General features: G+C 51.4%; 21 protein-coding genes and 1 pseudogene. 16 read left to right on the forward strand and 6 right to left on the reverse strand.

Features of this window, described 5'->3' with window-relative positions:
• Positions 1-34 precede the first annotated feature (34 nt).
• The 9 genes from HMPREF3277_RS00910 (at position 35) to HMPREF3277_RS00945 (ending at position 6,525) form a co-directional block, all read left to right on the forward strand.
• Positions 35-166, forward strand: a complete 132-nt coding sequence (locus HMPREF3277_RS00910) for a glutamyl-tRNA amidotransferase (protein ID WP_070869757.1) — start codon at positions 35-37, stop codon at positions 164-166.
• Complete coding sequence (locus HMPREF3277_RS00915) at positions 166-1,038, forward strand: VirK/YbjX family protein (protein ID WP_070869758.1); 873 nt, start codon at positions 166-168, stop codon at positions 1,036-1,038. Before HMPREF3277_RS00910 ends, HMPREF3277_RS00915 begins: the two co-directional genes overlap by 1 nt.
• A gap of 100 nt (positions 1,039-1,138) precedes the next feature.
• Positions 1,139-2,569, forward strand: coding sequence for an Asp-tRNA(Asn)/Glu-tRNA(Gln) amidotransferase subunit GatB (gatB, locus tag HMPREF3277_RS00920; RefSeq protein WP_070869759.1), 1,431 nt, complete (start codon positions 1,139-1,141; stop codon positions 2,567-2,569).
• A gap of 69 nt (positions 2,570-2,638) precedes the next feature.
• The gene (locus HMPREF3277_RS00925; protein WP_003763667.1) at positions 2,639-3,172 is read left to right on the forward strand and encodes a DUF2262 domain-containing protein; all 534 of its coding nucleotides are present in this window, start codon (positions 2,639-2,641) and stop codon (positions 3,170-3,172) included.
• Positions 3,173-3,174: 2 nt separating this feature from the next.
• Entirely contained in the window at positions 3,175-3,735 is a 561-nt protein-coding gene (locus tag HMPREF3277_RS00930; protein WP_246830734.1) for a hypothetical protein, read from the forward strand.
• 76 nt (positions 3,736-3,811) lie between these two features.
• On the forward strand, positions 3,812-4,495 hold the full coding sequence (locus tag HMPREF3277_RS00935; RefSeq protein ID WP_003778921.1) for a suppressor of fused domain protein: 684 nt from the start codon (positions 3,812-3,814) through the stop codon (positions 4,493-4,495).
• 69 nt (positions 4,496-4,564) lie between these two features.
• Positions 4,565-4,732, forward strand: a complete 168-nt coding sequence (locus tag HMPREF3277_RS14805) for a hypothetical protein (RefSeq protein ID WP_168168240.1) — start codon at positions 4,565-4,567, stop codon at positions 4,730-4,732.
• Between the two features lie 72 nt (positions 4,733-4,804).
• Complete coding sequence (locus tag HMPREF3277_RS00940; protein ID WP_070869761.1) at positions 4,805-5,434, forward strand: peptidoglycan-binding protein; 630 nt, start codon at positions 4,805-4,807, stop codon at positions 5,432-5,434.
• 83 nt (positions 5,435-5,517) lie between these two features.
• Positions 5,518-6,525 (forward strand): 2Fe-2S iron-sulfur cluster-binding protein, encoded by a 1,008-nt coding sequence (locus HMPREF3277_RS00945; RefSeq protein WP_070869762.1) that lies wholly within the window; start codon positions 5,518-5,520, stop codon positions 6,523-6,525.
• Between the two features lie 298 nt (positions 6,526-6,823).
• On the opposite strand, the gene HMPREF3277_RS00950 is transcribed toward HMPREF3277_RS00945, so the two are convergent.
• The 4 genes and pseudogenes from HMPREF3277_RS00950 to HMPREF3277_RS15115 form a co-directional block, all read right to left on the reverse strand.
• Positions 6,824-7,318, reverse strand: coding sequence for a DUF302 domain-containing protein (locus HMPREF3277_RS00950; RefSeq protein WP_003756319.1), 495 nt, complete (start codon positions 7,316-7,318; stop codon positions 6,824-6,826).
• 54 nt (positions 7,319-7,372) lie between these two features.
• Positions 7,373-7,738 carry a rhodanese-like domain-containing protein gene (locus HMPREF3277_RS00955; protein WP_045075758.1) on the reverse strand — a complete coding sequence of 122 codons (366 nt, stop codon included), beginning with the start codon at positions 7,736-7,738 and terminating at the stop codon, positions 7,373-7,375.
• A 125-nt stretch (positions 7,739-7,863) separates the two neighbouring features.
• A complete protein-coding gene (locus HMPREF3277_RS00960) occupies positions 7,864-8,199 on the reverse strand; it encodes a carboxymuconolactone decarboxylase family protein (protein ID WP_003756322.1) in 336 nt (111 codons plus the stop codon).
• Between the two features lie 107 nt (positions 8,200-8,306).
• Positions 8,307-8,369 (reverse strand): annotated as a pseudogene (locus HMPREF3277_RS15115) (transposase); the annotation flags it as partial.
• Between the two features lie 92 nt (positions 8,370-8,461).
• Here HMPREF3277_RS15115 and HMPREF3277_RS00965 point away from each other — a divergent pair.
• The 4 genes from HMPREF3277_RS00965 (at position 8,462) to HMPREF3277_RS00980 (ending at position 11,918) form a co-directional block, all read left to right on the forward strand.
• Entirely contained in the window at positions 8,462-9,406 is a 945-nt protein-coding gene (locus HMPREF3277_RS00965) for an AraC family transcriptional regulator (protein WP_070869763.1), read from the forward strand.
• 149 nt (positions 9,407-9,555) lie between these two features.
• A complete protein-coding gene (gene rlmJ / locus HMPREF3277_RS00970; RefSeq protein ID WP_070869764.1) occupies positions 9,556-10,401 on the forward strand; it encodes a 23S rRNA (adenine(2030)-N(6))-methyltransferase RlmJ in 846 nt (281 codons plus the stop codon).
• Between the two features lie 101 nt (positions 10,402-10,502).
• A complete protein-coding gene (locus HMPREF3277_RS00975) occupies positions 10,503-10,874 on the forward strand; it encodes a hypothetical protein (RefSeq protein WP_246830735.1) in 372 nt (123 codons plus the stop codon).
• A 69-nt stretch (positions 10,875-10,943) separates the two neighbouring features.
• Complete coding sequence (locus HMPREF3277_RS00980; RefSeq protein WP_070869766.1) at positions 10,944-11,918, forward strand: class 1 fructose-bisphosphatase; 975 nt, start codon at positions 10,944-10,946, stop codon at positions 11,916-11,918.
• 165 nt (positions 11,919-12,083) lie between these two features.
• Here HMPREF3277_RS00980 and argB read toward each other — a convergent pair whose 3' ends face one another.
• On the reverse strand, positions 12,084-12,974 hold the full coding sequence (gene argB, locus HMPREF3277_RS00985) for an acetylglutamate kinase (protein ID WP_003767013.1): 891 nt from the start codon (positions 12,972-12,974) through the stop codon (positions 12,084-12,086).
• Between the two features lie 51 nt (positions 12,975-13,025).
• Positions 13,026-13,190 carry a hypothetical protein gene (locus HMPREF3277_RS00990; RefSeq protein WP_003767028.1) on the reverse strand — a complete coding sequence of 55 codons (165 nt, stop codon included), beginning with the start codon at positions 13,188-13,190 and terminating at the stop codon, positions 13,026-13,028.
• Positions 13,191-13,282: 92 nt separating this feature from the next.
• On the opposite strand from HMPREF3277_RS00990, the gene HMPREF3277_RS00995 reads away from it, so the two are divergent.
• The 3 genes from HMPREF3277_RS00995 (at position 13,283) to HMPREF3277_RS14810 (ending at position 15,717) form a co-directional block, all read left to right on the forward strand.
• The gene (locus tag HMPREF3277_RS00995) at positions 13,283-14,413 is read left to right on the forward strand and encodes a M14 family metallopeptidase (protein WP_049222962.1); all 1,131 of its coding nucleotides are present in this window, start codon (positions 13,283-13,285) and stop codon (positions 14,411-14,413) included.
• Between the two features lie 111 nt (positions 14,414-14,524).
• Positions 14,525-15,379: a prolipoprotein diacylglyceryl transferase gene (lgt, locus tag HMPREF3277_RS01000; protein WP_049222961.1), complete on the forward strand. Its 855-nt coding sequence runs from the start codon at positions 14,525-14,527 to the stop codon at positions 15,377-15,379.
• A 191-nt stretch (positions 15,380-15,570) separates the two neighbouring features.
• Positions 15,571-15,717 carry a hypothetical protein gene (locus HMPREF3277_RS14810; protein WP_003767024.1) on the forward strand — a complete coding sequence of 49 codons (147 nt, stop codon included), beginning with the start codon at positions 15,571-15,573 and terminating at the stop codon, positions 15,715-15,717.
• Positions 15,718-15,765: the final 48 nt, after the last annotated feature.

Genomic DNA, 15,765 nt, shown 5'->3' on the forward strand with positions numbered 1-15,765 from the left:
AAGCAGGTTTCTATGTATTAAGGAAACTTAAACTATGACTTGGGAAACAGTAATCGGCTTAAGAATTTACGTCCAGTTCAACCCCCAATCCAAAATCTTCAGCGGCACACCGACCGAATTTGGTACGGAATCTGATGTGTATACCTGCGTAGAGGGAAAGGTATAATGCCGGAGCAGTTTGTTTTTCCAGATTTCAAAACCGTATATAAGGATGCGCCGAAATTTCAAATCCAGCATTTGAAATTCTCCTTACGCAGGTTGTTTACACGGCGACAAGTCAAAGATTTTGAAAACTTTGTCAACGCCTCCGCGCCACGCCGTACCTTTTTTCAAAGGCGGCCGCAAGATGCCTATCCGTTAATACATGCCTTTGTCGACCAACGTTTCAACAGACGGCGCAGGCTGCAAGTTATGAAAGAAGACCTGCTGGCAGCCGAAAAACTATTCGGACAGGAAACGCTCGCCAATATGACGACACGCAAATTCCATGTCGTTCTGGCGCATCTTTCAGACGACCTGACTTTATGGCTGAACCGAAACGATAATTGCGTGGATGAAGGAATGTGGTCGCTATCCTTGCGCGACAGTGAAGGAAAACGTCTCTACATGGCAACTTTCGCCTTAGTTGACAGCAAATTGCTGGCCGCCTCTATCCAAGGCCCTGCGGGGGAAGAAGCTAAAGACCTTGTACGCAGCCTGACCAAACAACTCCACGGTCTGCGCCCGCAGCAGCTGATGGTAACCGCCCTGCAATATTTTTCGACATCGCTCAATTTGGGCGGCGTTATCGGCATTGCCCAAGAGCATCAGGTCAAACTGCGCTGGCGGCTGAAGAAACGGGTCAAAATGAATTACGACCTGTTTTGGCAGGAGAACGGCGCAACGCTCGAAAGCGACGGCTACTGGCATCTGCCGCAAATCCCGCCGCGAAAAGACTTGGCGGAAATCGAAAGCAAAAAGCGTTCGATGTACCGCAAACGTTACCAAATGCTGGATAACATGGCGGTCGAGATGCAGGCTTGCTTTCAGAAGACTTGACTCTACGTTTTCAGACGACCTTTGCCATTTGAAAAACAAACAGGTCGTCTGAAAACGGCTGACCACTTTATATTATTGACATCAAAAGAAAGAACCTCTTATGACTTGGGAAACAGTAATCGGCTTGGAAATCCACGTCCAATTAAACACCCAATCCAAAATCTTCAGCGGCGCATCGACCGCATTCGGTGCGGAACCCAATGCGCACGCCAGCGTGGTGGAATGCGCGCTGCCGGGCGTGCTGCCGGTAATGAACCGAGAAGTCGTTGAAAAAGCCATCAAATTAGGCTTGGCTTTGGATGCGAAAATCAACCAGAAAAACGTGTTCGACCGCAAAAACTACTTCTATCCCGACTTACCCAAAGGCTATCAAATCAGCCAGTTAGATTTGCCGATTGTCGAACACGGCAAGCTGGAAATCGTGGTCGGCGACGATGTAAAAACCATCAATGTAACCCGCGCGCACATGGAAGAAGATGCGGGGAAATCCGTGCACGAGGGCTTGAACGGTGCAACCGGTATCGACTTGAACCGTGCTGGCACGCCGCTGTTGGAAGTGGTATCCGAACCCGAAATGCGCTCTGCCGCCGAAGCCGTTGCCTACGCCAAAGCCCTACACAGCTTGGTAACATGGCTGGACATCTGCGACGGCAATATGGCGGAAGGCTCGTTCCGCGTCGATGCCAACGTATCCGTGCGTCCGAAAGGTCAAGCGGAATTCGGCACGCGCCGTGAGATTAAAAACCTTAATTCCTTCCGCTTCTTGGAGCAGGCGATTAATTACGAAGTGGAAGCGCAAATCGAGATTTTGGAAGACGGCGGCAAAGTACAGCAGGCAACCATGTTGTTTGACCCGGAAAAAGGCGAAACCCGCGTGATGCGTTTGAAAGAAGACGCGCACGACTACCGTTACTTCCCCGACCCTGATTTGCTGCCCGTCATCATTTCAGACGACCGGTTGCAAAAAGCCAAAGAAGAAATGCCAGAGCTGCCGAAAGAAATGGCGGCGCGTTTCGTGGCGGATTACGGCGTATCCGACTACGACGCGCGCCTGCTCACCGCCGGCCACGTGCAGGCTGCCTATTTTGAAGAAGCCGCCAAAGCCAGCGGACAAGGCAAGCTGACTGCCAACTGGATGAACGGCGAACTCGCCGCCACGCTGAACAAAGAAGGCATGGAACTTGCCGACAGCCCGATTACCGCCCCGCGCCTCGCCGCGCTGGTGGGCAAAATCGCCGACGGCACTCTAAGCAGCAAGTTAGCGAAAAAAGCCTTCGAAGCCATGTGGGCCGAACCCGAAGCCTCCATTGCCGAAATCATCGAAAAACACGGCTTGCAGCAGATGACCGATACCGGCGCGATTGAAGCCATGGTGGACGAAGTGCTGGCAAACAATGCCAAAGCTGTGGAGCAGTTCAAATCCGGCAACGAAAAAGCCCTGAATGCGATTGTGGGACAAGTGATGAAGGCCAGCAAAGGTAAAGCGAATCCCGCACAGGTGCAGGAACTGATTAAAGCCAAACTGGCTTAAGTAGTGTGCCGCCTGAAAACGGCAATAAAGCTGGTTCAGGCGGCTTGATAACCGTGACGAGAAATCCCTATGACTATTCCGAAAAGCCTCAAACATCCCCGGTTTGGTATATTTAAATGGGAATCAGATTGGGAAGCCTATACGGGAAACATACCATGGGGCAGACGCAAAATCACAGCAATAATTTATCGTGATGCCTTTGACCATTCAGATGTAGAACATATATGGCAAATACTGGAAGATATTGTGTCCCATGTTGAAAGCTGGGATATTGCAATTCATAAAGCATTGAAAGAGCATTTTTATACGAAGGCACAAAACTGGTTTGCACCACACGATGATTACGACGAAACTGATTTTGGCAGTCTGATTACTGACATGGCGGAGTACGTTGGCAAAGAAACTGCCGAGCGACTGGTTTTATCAGGAAAAATAGACGAAGACGGCTTTTACCGTCTGATGAAATTGGACAGTATTTCCTTGTCGGAGCAGGGTCTTTTAGATTTTCACTTTGATGATGATGGTTGGATTTTTGACGGGCACAGCATCACACTGACCGCTTCAATCGAACAGGATATTTTGGACGGCAGCCTTGCGGGATAGCCTTGTCCATCCTGAAAGCACAGCAATCTCCACCACGTTTCCCTTCAAACAAAAAGCCCATGTTTATTCTCCAAACCGTCTCTGTACAATGGACAAAACGCAGCCGCTCTGCGCCATTTGCCACCATACGCAACCGCCTGCCTCGTTTACTGCCCTTGCCTGATACTGTTTTAGAGTGTGAATATGGTTGCCACAGTCAACATTATCAGGAATCTCATTCCGACAATGGTTCGGTCACTTTTTTAGTCTATGAACCCAAGTTCAGCATAATGCAAACCCTACCCGCAGAGTTGGATAACGGTTTCGGATTGATTCAGCAGGACAACCGCCTTACTGTTTACTTCACCGATCAACGCGGTGAAAGAAAACCTCGCAGACGCTTTTTTGTTTTAGCCGACGGGCAAACCGCGCAGCTTCGCACCAATGGGCGCGGCTGTGGATTTGATGATACCTATTACACTCAGCATACCTACAATCTTGCCTATGCCAAGCATATCCCACGCGAAATTTTTACCCAGCGTCGATTCGATTACTGCGTATCTCTGGAAAACCGACTATTCTAGTGCTTGCAACATCCTGTAATCACGTTGAATCTGCTTTCTAAGCTCCATTTTAATCTGAGTTACACAAGGATAAAACATGACAGAACAAGAATACCGCGAGACCTTCTCCGAAGACGAATCCGTCGGTTGGGACGCCATCGATGCCGAACTTGAAAAACTCTACGGCGACACCGAACCTCGTCACTACGGCAGCATCATCAAATACTGGATGGGCGGGGAAGATCCGCTGGACGGCACGAGCATCTACGATTGCGAAGAACAAACACCACACCGCCACATCATCTCCTACGGCATGAGCGAGCTTTACTTTTCTCCGGAAAGTGCTGATACCGAATTCAGTAAGTGGGGCTTCGAATTTACCTTCCGTATTACACCTTGCAAACTTGACCCCGATTCTGAATATGGCACGCCACACGAACCATTTTGGGCTATCAACCTGATGAATAACCTTGGCCGTTATGTTTTTGAAAGTAAAAAATGGTTCGAACCCTACCACTTTATCCCTGCCAACAGTCCCATTCGAAGCGATACTGAAACTGCTCTGGTCGGTATTGCTTTTGTCCCTGACCCCAAACTGCCTGCTATTGACACACCGAATGGCAAAGTTGATTTTCTGCAGATGGTTGGTCTGACCCAATCCGAGCTGGATTGGCTGTGGCAAGATCCTTCAACCGCCCGCTGCCAAGAGCTGATCGACAAAATGCGTGTTGACAATCCCCTTCTGATAACAGATTTGGCACGTACACACAGTTATGTATAGTCACACGGTTTGATTAATCTAACGCCCGTTGAAACAGAAAATACAACAGGCTCATCTTCGGAAAATTTTATGAAAATTGCCAAAATAATGGCTTTGTGGGCGGCTTTGTTTGGAAGAGCATGGGCGGCTGAATTGAACGAGGATGATGCGGGTGACTGTACCGCTGAACAAAGAACAGCAACCGATGAACCTGAAAATCATTTATCTGTTTTAAGTCAGTCTTGCCAGACCGGCTGAAAGCAAGGCATATAATTCTATTAAAGCTTGGTTTTCAGACGACCTTCAAGCCATTACAAATTAAGGTGTAAGATGAAAATAATATTATCTGCAGTGCTATTGCTGGCAACGGCTTCTTCGTTTTCAAAGAATCACGACAATCAGCCTCAGCCTTTTACTCCTCAAGCAGTGCAGGATGTATTGCATTGCAAGGTGTCATCGTTGGATTTTTCGTTTTGGATTCCGGAAAATTTCACTGGTTATCTTGATCCAAATGAACGTGCCGGAGAAAATGTAGGACGTTTTGTCAATGAAATCGATAATATTACTTACCGTTACCGCTTGCCGTTTAAGGTGCATCTTGCCAATCCCTTAGATGGAAAAGAAGTAGAAGGTCAGTATGTCGCTATTCGCAACAATGCTGTCTATTTGGAAATTGATTGGGCACGATATCCCAAATTGCATTCACTATACCGTCAGAAATATCAGGAAGACCTTTATGAGCTGACGCAACAGCTAAAGGGACAAAATAGCACATCCAAAACGACACCTAAAAAACTGGATACATTGGGCTATAGTGTGCCTGCTGTCGAAAAATCGATAACAGACCCCAATAAAAAATTGAAGGTATGGAAATATTTTGGCTTTCCTGCTGTATTTAAAGCAGATGTAATAAGGGGTGATTCAGATAAGGGCTATATCGGCTGCCGTTATCCGTTGTAGACTGTCTTCCGCAAACGGAGGTCGTCTGAAAGCTGATTTTTCAGACGACCTTTTAACTTAATCTATTCAAACCACACCAAGCTATGACCCATACCATTACCCTACCCGACCAAACCACCTTTACCGCCAACGACGGCGAAACCGTTTTAGCCGCTGGCGCCCGTCAAAACCTCAATCTGCCCCATTCATGCAAAAGCGGTGCCTGCGGGCAATGCAAAGCCGAACTGGTGAGCGGCGATATTCAAATTGGCGAACACTCGGAACAGGCCTTATCCGAAGCAGAAAAAGCCCAAGGCAAGATTTTGATGTGCTGCACTACCGCGCAAAGCGACATCAGCATCAACATCCCCGGCTACAACGCCAACGCGCTACCCGTCCGCACCCTGCCCGCCCGTATTGAAAGCATGGTTTTCAAACACGATGTCGCCCTCCTGAAACTTGCCCTGCCCAAAGCCCCGCCGTTTGCTTTCTATGCCGGGCAATACATTGATTTATTGCTGCCGGGCAACGTCAGCCGTAGCTACTCCATCGCTAATTCGCCCGACCAAGAAGGCATTTTGGAACTGCACATCCGCAGGCGCGAAAATGGCGTCTGCTCGGAAATGATTTTCGGCAGCGAACCCAAAGTCAAAGAAAAAGGCATCGTCCGCATCAAAGGCCCGCTCGGTTCGTTTACCTTGCAGGAAGACAGCGGCAAACCCATCATCCTTTTGGCAACCGGTACAGGCTATGCCCCCATCCGTAGCATCCTGTTCGACCTTATCCGCCAAGACAGCAGCCGCGCCGTCCATTTCTACTGGGGCGCGCGTCACCAAGATGATTTGTACGCACTCGAAGAAGCGCAAGAGCTGACAGGTCGTCTGAAAAACGCCCGCTTCCCCCCCGTCCTTTCAAAGGCCGATGAGGGTTGGCAAGGCGAAAAAGGATACGTCCAAACTGCTGCCGCAAAAGATTATCCCGACTTGAGCGGTTACGAAGTTTATGCCTGCGGTTCCGTCGCCATGACCGAAAGCGCGAAATCCGTGTTGACCGCACAATGCAACCTGCCTGAGACAACCTTCTATTCGGATGCGTTTTCGCCTGCGCAGTAGAAATATAGTGGATTAAATTTAAATCAGGACAAGGCGCCGAAGCCGCAGACAGTACAGATAGTACGGCAAGGCGAGGTAACGCCGTACTGGTTTAAAGTTAATCCACTATAATGGCGCAAATCTAATCCTGCCGCAACCGCAAAAGGCTTGGGAACTGAGTTGTCTTAAAAAATAATGTGCCGATGTCGTCGAACAAGTTTTCAGACGACCTCGGCACATTATTTTGTAAAAGGTCGTCTGAAAACGAATTTAGTGGGATTACTCAGGTTTTCAGACGACCTTCGGATTTGGGCGAACCTTATTCCGCTACCGTTTTGCGAATAAGCTTCTCAGCATTGGCGAGCGTGTTTTCCACTTCGGCAAACTCGATTTTGCTGCCCGACACCAGCGCGCGCGTGTCGTTGAACACGACTTGGACTGCGCCGTCGGTTTCGGTAACGAGGACGCGCAACGGCAGTTGCAGGGCGAAGGCAGGGTCTTTTTGCATCAGCGGCGTGCCGGCCTTGGGCGTACCGAAGACGATGACTTTGGCGGGCTGCATATCCAAACCGCTTTGACGCGCGGCGGCTTGGTGGTCGATGACGGCGAACACGGTCATGCCTTTTTCTTTAACGGCGGTTTCCAAACGGCGGACGGTATCGTCGAAACTGTATTTGCTGATGGCGGTATGGGTTTGATTCATGGCGGAACTTTGTCGGGAATCGGGTTGTCGGGCGGCATCGCCACCGTGTGAGGCGCAGGCGGTCAGGGCGGCGAGGATGGCGGCTGCGGCGAAGGTGCGTATCGGTTTCATATTTTTCCTTGGATAAAAGGTCGTCTGAAACGTTTCAGACGACCTTGTTACTGGTTATTTCAAACCTTTTTTCACCAAGTCTTCGTAACCGCCGTGGTTGGTTACGTTGGTGTAGCCTGCTTTTTTCAACTCGGTAAGCGCGGCTTCGGCACGGCGGCCGCTGCGGCAGTAGAGGTTGACGGGCGCGTTTTTGTCGGGGCTGACGCTTTTGATGCGTTCGACGATTTGGTCGTGCGGGATGTTGACCGCGCCTTGCAGGTGGCCGGATTTGAATTCTTCTTCGGAACGTACGTCAATCCATACGCCTTTTGCTTTGGCAGGTTGCGCGCTAGCGGCTTTGGCGGCGGGCGCGGCATAGGATACGGCGGCAGGCAGGACGAGTGCGGCGGCAGTCAGCGCGGCAGTCAGCAATTTTTTCATGGTCGTTTCTCCAAACGGTTGAACAAAAATATCAATCTAAACGGTTCGGCGGCAAAAAGCAATGCCCGTCAGCAGAAGGGTCGTCTGAAACGGGAGTTGTTTTCAGACGACCCTTTGAGACAAAATCAACGCTGTGCGTCAACCGCTTCCAGAGCGCGCAGGGCATAAGTGTAGGCTGCGCCTGCGTTCAGGGAGATAGCGGTCGCCAGCGCGCCGGCGATTTCGCTTTCAGTCGCGCCCGCCTTGGCGGCTGCGGCGGCGTGTACGCTGATGCAGCTTTCGCAACGGGTAGTGATGGCGACGGCGAGGGCAATCAGCTCGCGGGTTTTCGCATCCAATGCTTCGGCTGCGGCGGCTTGTTCCAGCGCGCCGTAGGCTTGCAGCATTTTCGGGTGGTTTTTACCCAGCTCGCCGAATGATTTTTTAACGTGTGCGGTGTGTTCGGGCCAATTTTGAAACATTTTGATTTCCTTTCCAATGTGTTTGAAATGAAGGATGTTGCTCTTTCATGGCAGATTTCAATTTATAGTGGATTAACTTTAAACCAGTACGGCGTTACCTCTCCTTACCGTACTACCTGTACTGTCTGCGGCTTCGTCGCCTTGTCCTGATTTATGTTAATTCCACTATAATCCGCCATCTTTACATCCGATGAATGGCATTATTGCAATAATTTGACTATTATAATCGTCAAATCATCTCATTCACTTGCAAAAAACACTTATGGACACTTTGGACAAACTCATCGAACTGGCGCAAATCACCGGCAGTGTGGACATACAATGCCTGTTCCGCGACAAATGGTACGCCCCACACGAACGCAGGCGCGCGCACGGCATCGCACACCTCGTCGTCGCCGGAGAAAGCTACATCAAAATTGAAGGCGAACCCGAAGCACGTCTCTTGCAAACCGGCGACCTTATCTTTTTCCCGCGCAGCGCGGAACACATTATCAGCAGTGAAGCAGACTGCAACAACTGCGGCGATACCATTCATATCGGCAACGACGGCGCGTTTACCATCGAATCTTCAGGTAGCGGCGGCGAAAAAGGGCTGGATTTGTTCTGCGCCCGTTTCGAATACGACGAACACGCTGACATCATGCACGACCTGCCCGAAACCGTCCTCATCAAGATGGACCATCCCTCGCTGCAATGCCTTATCTCCATGTTGCAATACGAAAGCGCACACACGCTTTCCGGCTCGCGCGCCATCATCAACGCCCTCTCCTCCGTCCTCCTCGTCCTCATCGTCCGCGCCCATCTTGAACAAGGCGGAGAAGCGCCTTTGGGCGGCATACTCAACGGCCTGCGCGACAAACGTCTGCGCCAGCTCATCCAAACCGTCGTCAGCCGCCCAGAAGACGAATGGAACATCGAAAAAATGACCGCGCTTGCCAACCTTTCCCGCGCCCAACTCATGCGCCTGTTCAAACAGCAAACCGGCATCAGCCCCCACGCCTTCGTCAACCTCATCCGCCTACGCCAAGCCGCCGTATTGCTGCGGCAAACCGCCGATTCGGTCTTGTCTGTCGCGCTGAGCGTCGGCTTCCAGTCCGAAACCCACTTCGGCAAAGCGTTTAAAAAACAATACGGGATTTCGCCGGGGCAGTATCGGAAAAATGAAACGGCAAATGAAGATACCAGCCGGCTGCTTGAAGGCATTTGAACCCGAAAGGTCGTCTGAAAACAGCTAAGTCAAAAGCGTCATAAACTTTTGATTTATCGTTCAGCCATTGGGATACTGCGGGAAAGCCTGTTTGGATACACTGTTTATTTGCCTATATAATCCATTTTTCCCTTTTCAGACGACCTCTTATGCTCAGCTACCGCCACGCCTTCCATGCCGGCAACCATGCCGATATGATCAAGCATTTCATTCTTTTCCTGACGCTTGATTACTTCAATCAAAAAGATAAGCCCTATTGGTATATCGATACCCACAGCGGCGCGGGTTTATATGACTTGAGCGGCAGCGAAGCGCAAAAAGTCGGCGAATACAAACAAGGCATCCGGTTGCTCCAAGAGGCGGAACTTCTGCCGCCCGAGCTGTCCGCCTTCATCGCCCGCCTGAATACCATACTCCCACAAGAGCAACGCTATTGCGGTTCGCCGTGGCTTGCCCAAGCCCTGACGCGCGACAGCGACAAACTGCGTTTGTTTGAGCTGCACCCTGCCGATTTCCAACATCTGAAAAACAATATGGAAGAAGCGCGCTTGGGCAGGCGCGGACAAATAATGCAGGCAGACGGTTTTCGCGGTCTGATTTCGCTGTTGCCCCCGCCGCCGCGCCGCGCTGTTGTCCTGATAGACCCTCCGTATGAAGAAAAAAAAGACTATCAGCGCGTTGTCCAAACCTTAAAAGACGCGCTCAAACGCTTTGAGCAGGGTTGTTATATGGTTTGGTATCCCTGCTTGAGCCGAGAAGAAAGCCGCAAGCTGCCCGAGCAACTGCAAAAGCTGATGCCCGACAGCTACCTGCACGCCGAGCTGCACGTCCACACCCCGCGTCCGGACGGATTCGGGATGCACGGCAGCGGCATGTTTATCATCAACCCGCCCTACCTGCTGCCGGAACTGCTGAAAAACAACCTTCCCGCGTTGACCGACATACTGGCACAAGACAACGGTGCGCGCTTCGTCTTAAACAGTTGCATAAAATAATCGATATTATCCCGTCGAACCAAGACACCGGCGGGAAATCCTGTGGCATGGGCTTCCGATTTAAACTACAATTCACTACATTGTTTTCACGCTTTCAAATCATGACGATCAGACATCCCGCTTCATTGCTTTTGGCTTCCCTTTGCACGCTTTTTCTATGCTCCTGCGAACGTTCGGTTCAAGATACGGTACAAGAAACCTTCGGCGAAGAATTGCGCGGCCATTTCATCAGCAGCGCGACAGCCATCTGCGTGGAAAAAGCGCCGAAAAGCAGCGCGATACCGTCTGATACCATACAGCAAATCTGTTCGTGCGCTTCGGAAAAAACCGCAGACCAGATATCCATCGACGATATGTCGAAACTGATCGGCGGCGAAGTCGGCGGTGAGCTGAAAACCAAAATCAAGCAAAGCGCGGTCGAATGCGCCAAAGAAATGATAGGTACCGCCTCCGCCCCTTCAAGCAAAAAATAAATACCGACCTCGTCTGAAAACCATTTTCAGACGACCTTTTCTTTTTTATAGCCAGAAACCGAGTCCGATATGAAAACATTAGCGCAATTCCTACCGCAGCATTTACAGCAAAACAACATTCCTGCCGAATTGGGCAGCGTCCTCGAATCCATTGTCGCCGCCTGCTCCGACATCAGCGGCAAAGTCCGCTTGGGCGCACTCGCCGGCGTGTTGGGCATGGCGGGTACGGGCAATATTCAGGGCGAAGATCAGAAAAAGCTGGATGTGATTGCCAACGATATCCTGATTGATGTCTTGAAAAACAACGCCCATGTCGCCGGTTTGGCAAGCGAGGAAGAGGATACTTTTGTAGCAGCCAACGAAAACGGCGGCTATCTCGTCCTGTTCGACCCTCTGGACGGCTCGTCCAATATCGACGTCAATATTTCCGTCGGTACGATTTTTTCCGTACTCGCCAAGCCCGAAGGTCGTCTGAATACCGAATCCTTCCTGCAAAAAGGCCGTGACCAAGTGGCGGCAGGTTATGTTTTGTACGGTCCGCAAACCCAATTGGTGTTCACTTTGAAACACGGCGTTTTCGTGTTTACGCTCAACGAAAACAACGAATTCGTCCTGACCAAAGAAAATCCGCAAGTTCCGGCATCGACCAAAGAGTTTGCCATCAATATGTCCAACACCCGCCACTGGCAAGCCCCTATGCAGCAATATATTAACGAGCTGCTGGCAGGCGATACGGGCGTTCGCGGTAAAAATTACAATATGCGCTGGGTGGCGAGCATGGTCGCAGAAATCCACCGCATCCTGATGCGCGGCGGCGTATTCATGTATCCTCAAGACAAACGCGATCCGTCCAAACCCGGCAAGCTGCGCCTGATGTACGAAGCCAACCCGATGAGCCTGATTTTGGAACAGGCAGGCGCGGCGGCAAGCAATGCTTTGGAAAACATGCTCGACATCGTCCCCACGGGTCTGCACCAACGCGTAGCCGTCGTCATGGGCAGCCGTGAGGAAGTTGAATATGTCGGCAAGCTGCATCAAAAATAAGATGTTGAGTTTGTAGGCTATCCTGCCATAAAAAGGTCGTCTGAAAATCCGTTTCAGCATTCTCTATGAACGTTGAAACAGGTTTTCAGACGACCTTTTGTGTATTTAGTATTCGGGCATTTACAAGGCCTGCTGTTCGGCAAGCCTTGACTCATCTGCGGGTCGTTATGACCTTTCACCCAAAATCATCGAGCCTATGCCCGCATCGGTGAAGATTTCCAGCAAAAGCGCGTTGGGCAGGCGGCCGTCGATGATGTGGGTGGCTTTGACGCCGTTGCTTGCCGCTTCGACGGCGGAGCTGATTTTGGGCAACATACCGCCGTAGAGCGTGCCGTCTGCGATTAATTCGCCGATACGGCTTGGTGTGAGGTTGGTCAGCAGGTTGCCTTCTTTGTCCATCACGCCGGCGATATTGGTCATCATCAGCAACTTTTCCGCGTTCAACTCTTCCGCCAGTTTGCCTGCGACCAAATCCGCGTTGATGTTGAAGGCTTCGCCTTTTGCGCCGACGCCGATGGGCGCGACGACGGGGATGCAGCCGCGTTCGATCAATCCTTCAATCAGGCGCACGTCTATGCTTTCGACCGTGCCGACTTGTCCGATGTCCACGCCTGCCCGTTCGGGCGTATCGACCAGCAGTTTTTTCGCTTTGATGAAGTGGTTGTCGCGTCCGGTCACACCGACCGCGCGTCCGCCCTGCAAATTAATCAGCGAGACGATTTCTTTATTCACATGGCCGCCCAACACCATTTCCACGATGTCCATCGTTTCGCCGTCGGTCACGCGCATACCTTGCACGAATTCGCCTTTTTTACCGATTTTTTCCAACATTTCATTAATTTGCGGGCCGCCGCCGTGAACGATGACGGGATGGATGCCCACCAGTTTGAGCAAAACGACATCGCGGGCAAAACCTTCTTTCAAAGCAGGCTCGGTCATGGCGTTGCCGCCGTATTTGATGACGATGACGGAGCCGGAAAAACGGCGGATATACGGCAGGGCTTCGGCTAAAATGCGCGCTTTGTCGGCTGCGGAAATGGGGTGGGATTCGCTCATAATCGTGTCTCATTATTAACAATTTAATCATTATAGCGGATTACCTTTGAATCAGTAAAAATCAGCTTCGCAACTGTTTGCTGCCTCGCCGTCTTGTCCTGATTTAAAGTGAATCTGCCCTATCTTAACGTCAAAGGTCGTCTGAAACAACATTCCCCGCCCCTTATCGGTTGAGGACGCGCCCGTCGGAATGGTAGAATCAACGGATTCGGGCATATCGGTTTGCCGTCGCCGACGGATGCGGTATTGCCCACACATTTTCTCAAACAACGGTTATCCGGTTCGCCTGATATACCGAGGACTTTCCCATGATTAAAATCAGCACTCAATTTGACGCCGGCTCCGTCATCGTCAAAGACCTGACCGACCCTGCCAATATCCGCCTCGCCCTGCGTCCGGACAACGCTTCCGATTTCGCCCAATGGTTTTACTTCCGCCTGCAAGGTGCGGCCTACCAGAATTGCGTGATGCACTTTGAAAACGCGGCGGATTCGGCTTATCCGCAAGGCTGGGAAGATTATCAGGCGTGCGCCTCTTACGACCGTCAAAATTGGTTCCGCGTCCCGACCGAATACGAAAACGGCGTGCTGACCATCAACCATACGCCGCTCTCCAACAGCGTTTACTACGCCTATTTCGAGCCCTACTCCCACGAGCAGCATTTAAACCTCTTGGGCGACGCGCAAGGCAGCGGGCTTTGCCGCATCGACGACTTGGGCAGCACCGTACAAGGCCGCGACATCAACCTGCTGACCATCGGCAACCAAGTTGAAAGCGACATGAAAATCTGGATTATCGCGCGTCAGCATCCGGGCGAAACGATGGCGGAATGGTTTATCGAAGGCCTGCTCGGCCGCCTGCTTGATCCGCAAGACCCGACTGCACGCACCCTGCTCGACCGCGCCACGTTCTACATCGTGCCGAACATGAACCCCGACGGCTCGGTATTGGGCAACCTGCGCACCAATGCCGCCGGCGCAAACCTCAACCGCGAATGGGAAAACCCGACACTGGAAAAAAGCCCGGAAGTCTTCCTCGTGCGCGAAAAAATGCTGGAAACCGGCGTGGATTTGTTCTTAGACATTCACGGCGACGAAGCATTGCCGTTTGTCTTTGTCGCCGGTACGGAAGGCGTGCCGAACTACAATCCGCGCATTGCCGCGCTGGAAACTCAGTTCAAAACCGCTCTGCTCTCCGCCAGTCCCGACTTCCAAGACGAATACGGCTATGAAAAAGACGCGCCCGGTCAGGCTAACATGACGCTCGCGACCAACTGGGTGGGTAATCATTTCGACTGCCTCGCCTATACGCTCGAAATGCCGTTTAAAGACAACGCCAACTTGCCCGACGACGACTTCGGTTGGAACGGCCAACGCTCCCTGCGTTTGGGCGAAGCCATGTTGTCTGCCGTCTTGAACGTTGTCGATGATTTACGATAATTATTTTTCTCTATCACACAAAAGGTCGTCTGAAAATCCCAATCGGCATTTTCAGACGACCTTTGTCGGGCTAAAACACATAAACCGCCCTTCCCATAAGGAACACACATCATGATGATACATCCGAAGTTCAATCCTGTTGCAATCAGTATTGACCCTATCGCCATCCGCTGGTATGCCCTCAGCTATATCGTCGGCTTTATGCTCTTCCTATGGCTGGGCCGCCGCCGCATCAAACAAGGCAACACCGCCTTTACCAAAGAAATGCTCGACGACTTCCTGACCTGGGGCGTATTGGGCGTCATTCTCGGCGGACGGCTCGGCTATATCCTGTTTTACAAATTCTCGTACTACCTCGAACATCCGCTCGAAATGCTCAAAGTTTGGGAAGGCGGCATGTCATTCCACGGCGGCTTCTTGGGCGTCGTCATTGCCATGTGGCTGTTCAGCCGCAAACACAAAATCAGCACCTTGAAAACCATGGATTTCGTCGCACCGCTCGTTCCGCTGGGTTTGGCTTCCGGCCGTATCGGCAACTTTATCAACGGCGAACTCTGGGGCCGCATTACCGATATCAACGCCTTTTGGGCAATGGGCTTCCCGCAAGCGCGCGCAGAAGACCTCAACGCCGCCGTGCGCAACCCGCTTTGGGCGGAATGGATGCAGCAATACCATGTGCTGCCGCGCCACCCTTCGCAACTCTACCAATTCGCGCTTGAAGGCATCTGCCTCTTCATCGTCGTATGGATTTTCTCCAAAAAACCGCGCCCGACGGGACAAGTCGCCTCCCTCTTCCTCGGCGGCTACGGCTTCTTCCGCTTCATCGCAGAATATGCCCGCCAGCCCGACGACTATCTCGGCCTGCTCACCTTAGGCTTGTCGATGGGACAATGGTTGAGCGTGCCGATGATTGTTTTGGGCGCCATCGGCTTCGTTTGGTTCGGTAAGAAAAACCGCCTGAACTGATGCCCAAAGGTCGTTTGAAAACCCAAACGGGACGCTGTAACAAGCGTCCCGTCATCACGTCAGCCATTCTAAACGGGCGCAATTTGCGATTCATCAAACCGAATCGCAAAAAATCTTAAATCCGACTTGGTTTATCCGCCGCCCGATGGTATCGTGGCACACCTTTCCACCTTTTTTAAAGAGAGCCCAAAATGTCAGAAGAAAACAAAATCAAAGTCAACGACCTGCCCGAAGACAAAAAAGAACAGTCTGAAGAAGTCGAGCTGCCCGTAGTCAACAACGAAGAAAAACGCGGCGGCCACAGCGAAGGCGGTTGCTGCGGCGCATGCGGCGGCTGATTCCGTTTTGAAAAAAAGGTCGTCTGAAAACTGAACTGCACCCCAAAA

Source organism: Neisseria sp. HMSC70E02 (assembly GCF_001838645.1).
In the GTDB taxonomy this organism is placed as follows: Bacteria; Pseudomonadota; Gammaproteobacteria; order Burkholderiales; family Neisseriaceae; genus Neisseria; species Neisseria macacae.

Bases quoted from the DNA above. Each gene is read 5' to 3' on its own strand.
- HMPREF3277_RS00910 (WP_070869757.1), top strand. From the start codon at position 35: ATGACTTGGGAAACAGTAATCGGCTTAAGAATTTACGTCCAGTTCAAC.
- HMPREF3277_RS00915 (WP_070869758.1), top strand. From the start codon at position 166: ATGCCGGAGCAGTTTGTTTTTCCAGATTTCAAAACCGTATATAAGGAT.
- gatB (WP_070869759.1), top strand. From the start codon at position 1,139: ATGACTTGGGAAACAGTAATCGGCTTGGAAATCCACGTCCAATTAAAC.
- HMPREF3277_RS00925 (WP_003763667.1), top strand. From the start codon at position 2,639: ATGACTATTCCGAAAAGCCTCAAACATCCCCGGTTTGGTATATTTAAA.
- HMPREF3277_RS00935 (WP_003778921.1), top strand. From the start codon at position 3,812: ATGACAGAACAAGAATACCGCGAGACCTTCTCCGAAGACGAATCCGTC.
- HMPREF3277_RS14805 (WP_168168240.1), top strand. From the start codon at position 4,565: ATGAAAATTGCCAAAATAATGGCTTTGTGGGCGGCTTTGTTTGGAAGA.
- HMPREF3277_RS00940 (WP_070869761.1), top strand. From the start codon at position 4,805: ATGAAAATAATATTATCTGCAGTGCTATTGCTGGCAACGGCTTCTTCG.
- HMPREF3277_RS00945 (WP_070869762.1), top strand. From the start codon at position 5,518: ATGACCCATACCATTACCCTACCCGACCAAACCACCTTTACCGCCAAC.
- HMPREF3277_RS00950 (WP_003756319.1), bottom strand. From the start codon at position 7,318: ATGAAACCGATACGCACCTTCGCCGCAGCCGCCATCCTCGCCGCCCTG.
- HMPREF3277_RS00955 (WP_045075758.1), bottom strand. From the start codon at position 7,738: ATGAAAAAATTGCTGACTGCCGCGCTGACTGCCGCCGCACTCGTCCTG.
- HMPREF3277_RS00960 (WP_003756322.1), bottom strand. From the start codon at position 8,199: ATGTTTCAAAATTGGCCCGAACACACCGCACACGTTAAAAAATCATTC.
- HMPREF3277_RS00965 (WP_070869763.1), top strand. From the start codon at position 8,462: ATGGACACTTTGGACAAACTCATCGAACTGGCGCAAATCACCGGCAGT.
- rlmJ (WP_070869764.1), top strand. From the start codon at position 9,556: ATGCTCAGCTACCGCCACGCCTTCCATGCCGGCAACCATGCCGATATG.
- HMPREF3277_RS00975 (WP_246830735.1), top strand. From the start codon at position 10,503: ATGACGATCAGACATCCCGCTTCATTGCTTTTGGCTTCCCTTTGCACG.
- HMPREF3277_RS00980 (WP_070869766.1), top strand. From the start codon at position 10,944: ATGAAAACATTAGCGCAATTCCTACCGCAGCATTTACAGCAAAACAAC.
- argB (WP_003767013.1), bottom strand. From the start codon at position 12,974: ATGAGCGAATCCCACCCCATTTCCGCAGCCGACAAAGCGCGCATTTTA.
- HMPREF3277_RS00990 (WP_003767028.1), bottom strand. From the start codon at position 13,190: ATGCCCGAATCCGTTGATTCTACCATTCCGACGGGCGCGTCCTCAACC.
- HMPREF3277_RS00995 (WP_049222962.1), top strand. From the start codon at position 13,283: ATGATTAAAATCAGCACTCAATTTGACGCCGGCTCCGTCATCGTCAAA.
- lgt (WP_049222961.1), top strand. From the start codon at position 14,525: ATGATGATACATCCGAAGTTCAATCCTGTTGCAATCAGTATTGACCCT.
- HMPREF3277_RS14810 (WP_003767024.1), top strand. From the start codon at position 15,571: ATGTCAGAAGAAAACAAAATCAAAGTCAACGACCTGCCCGAAGACAAA.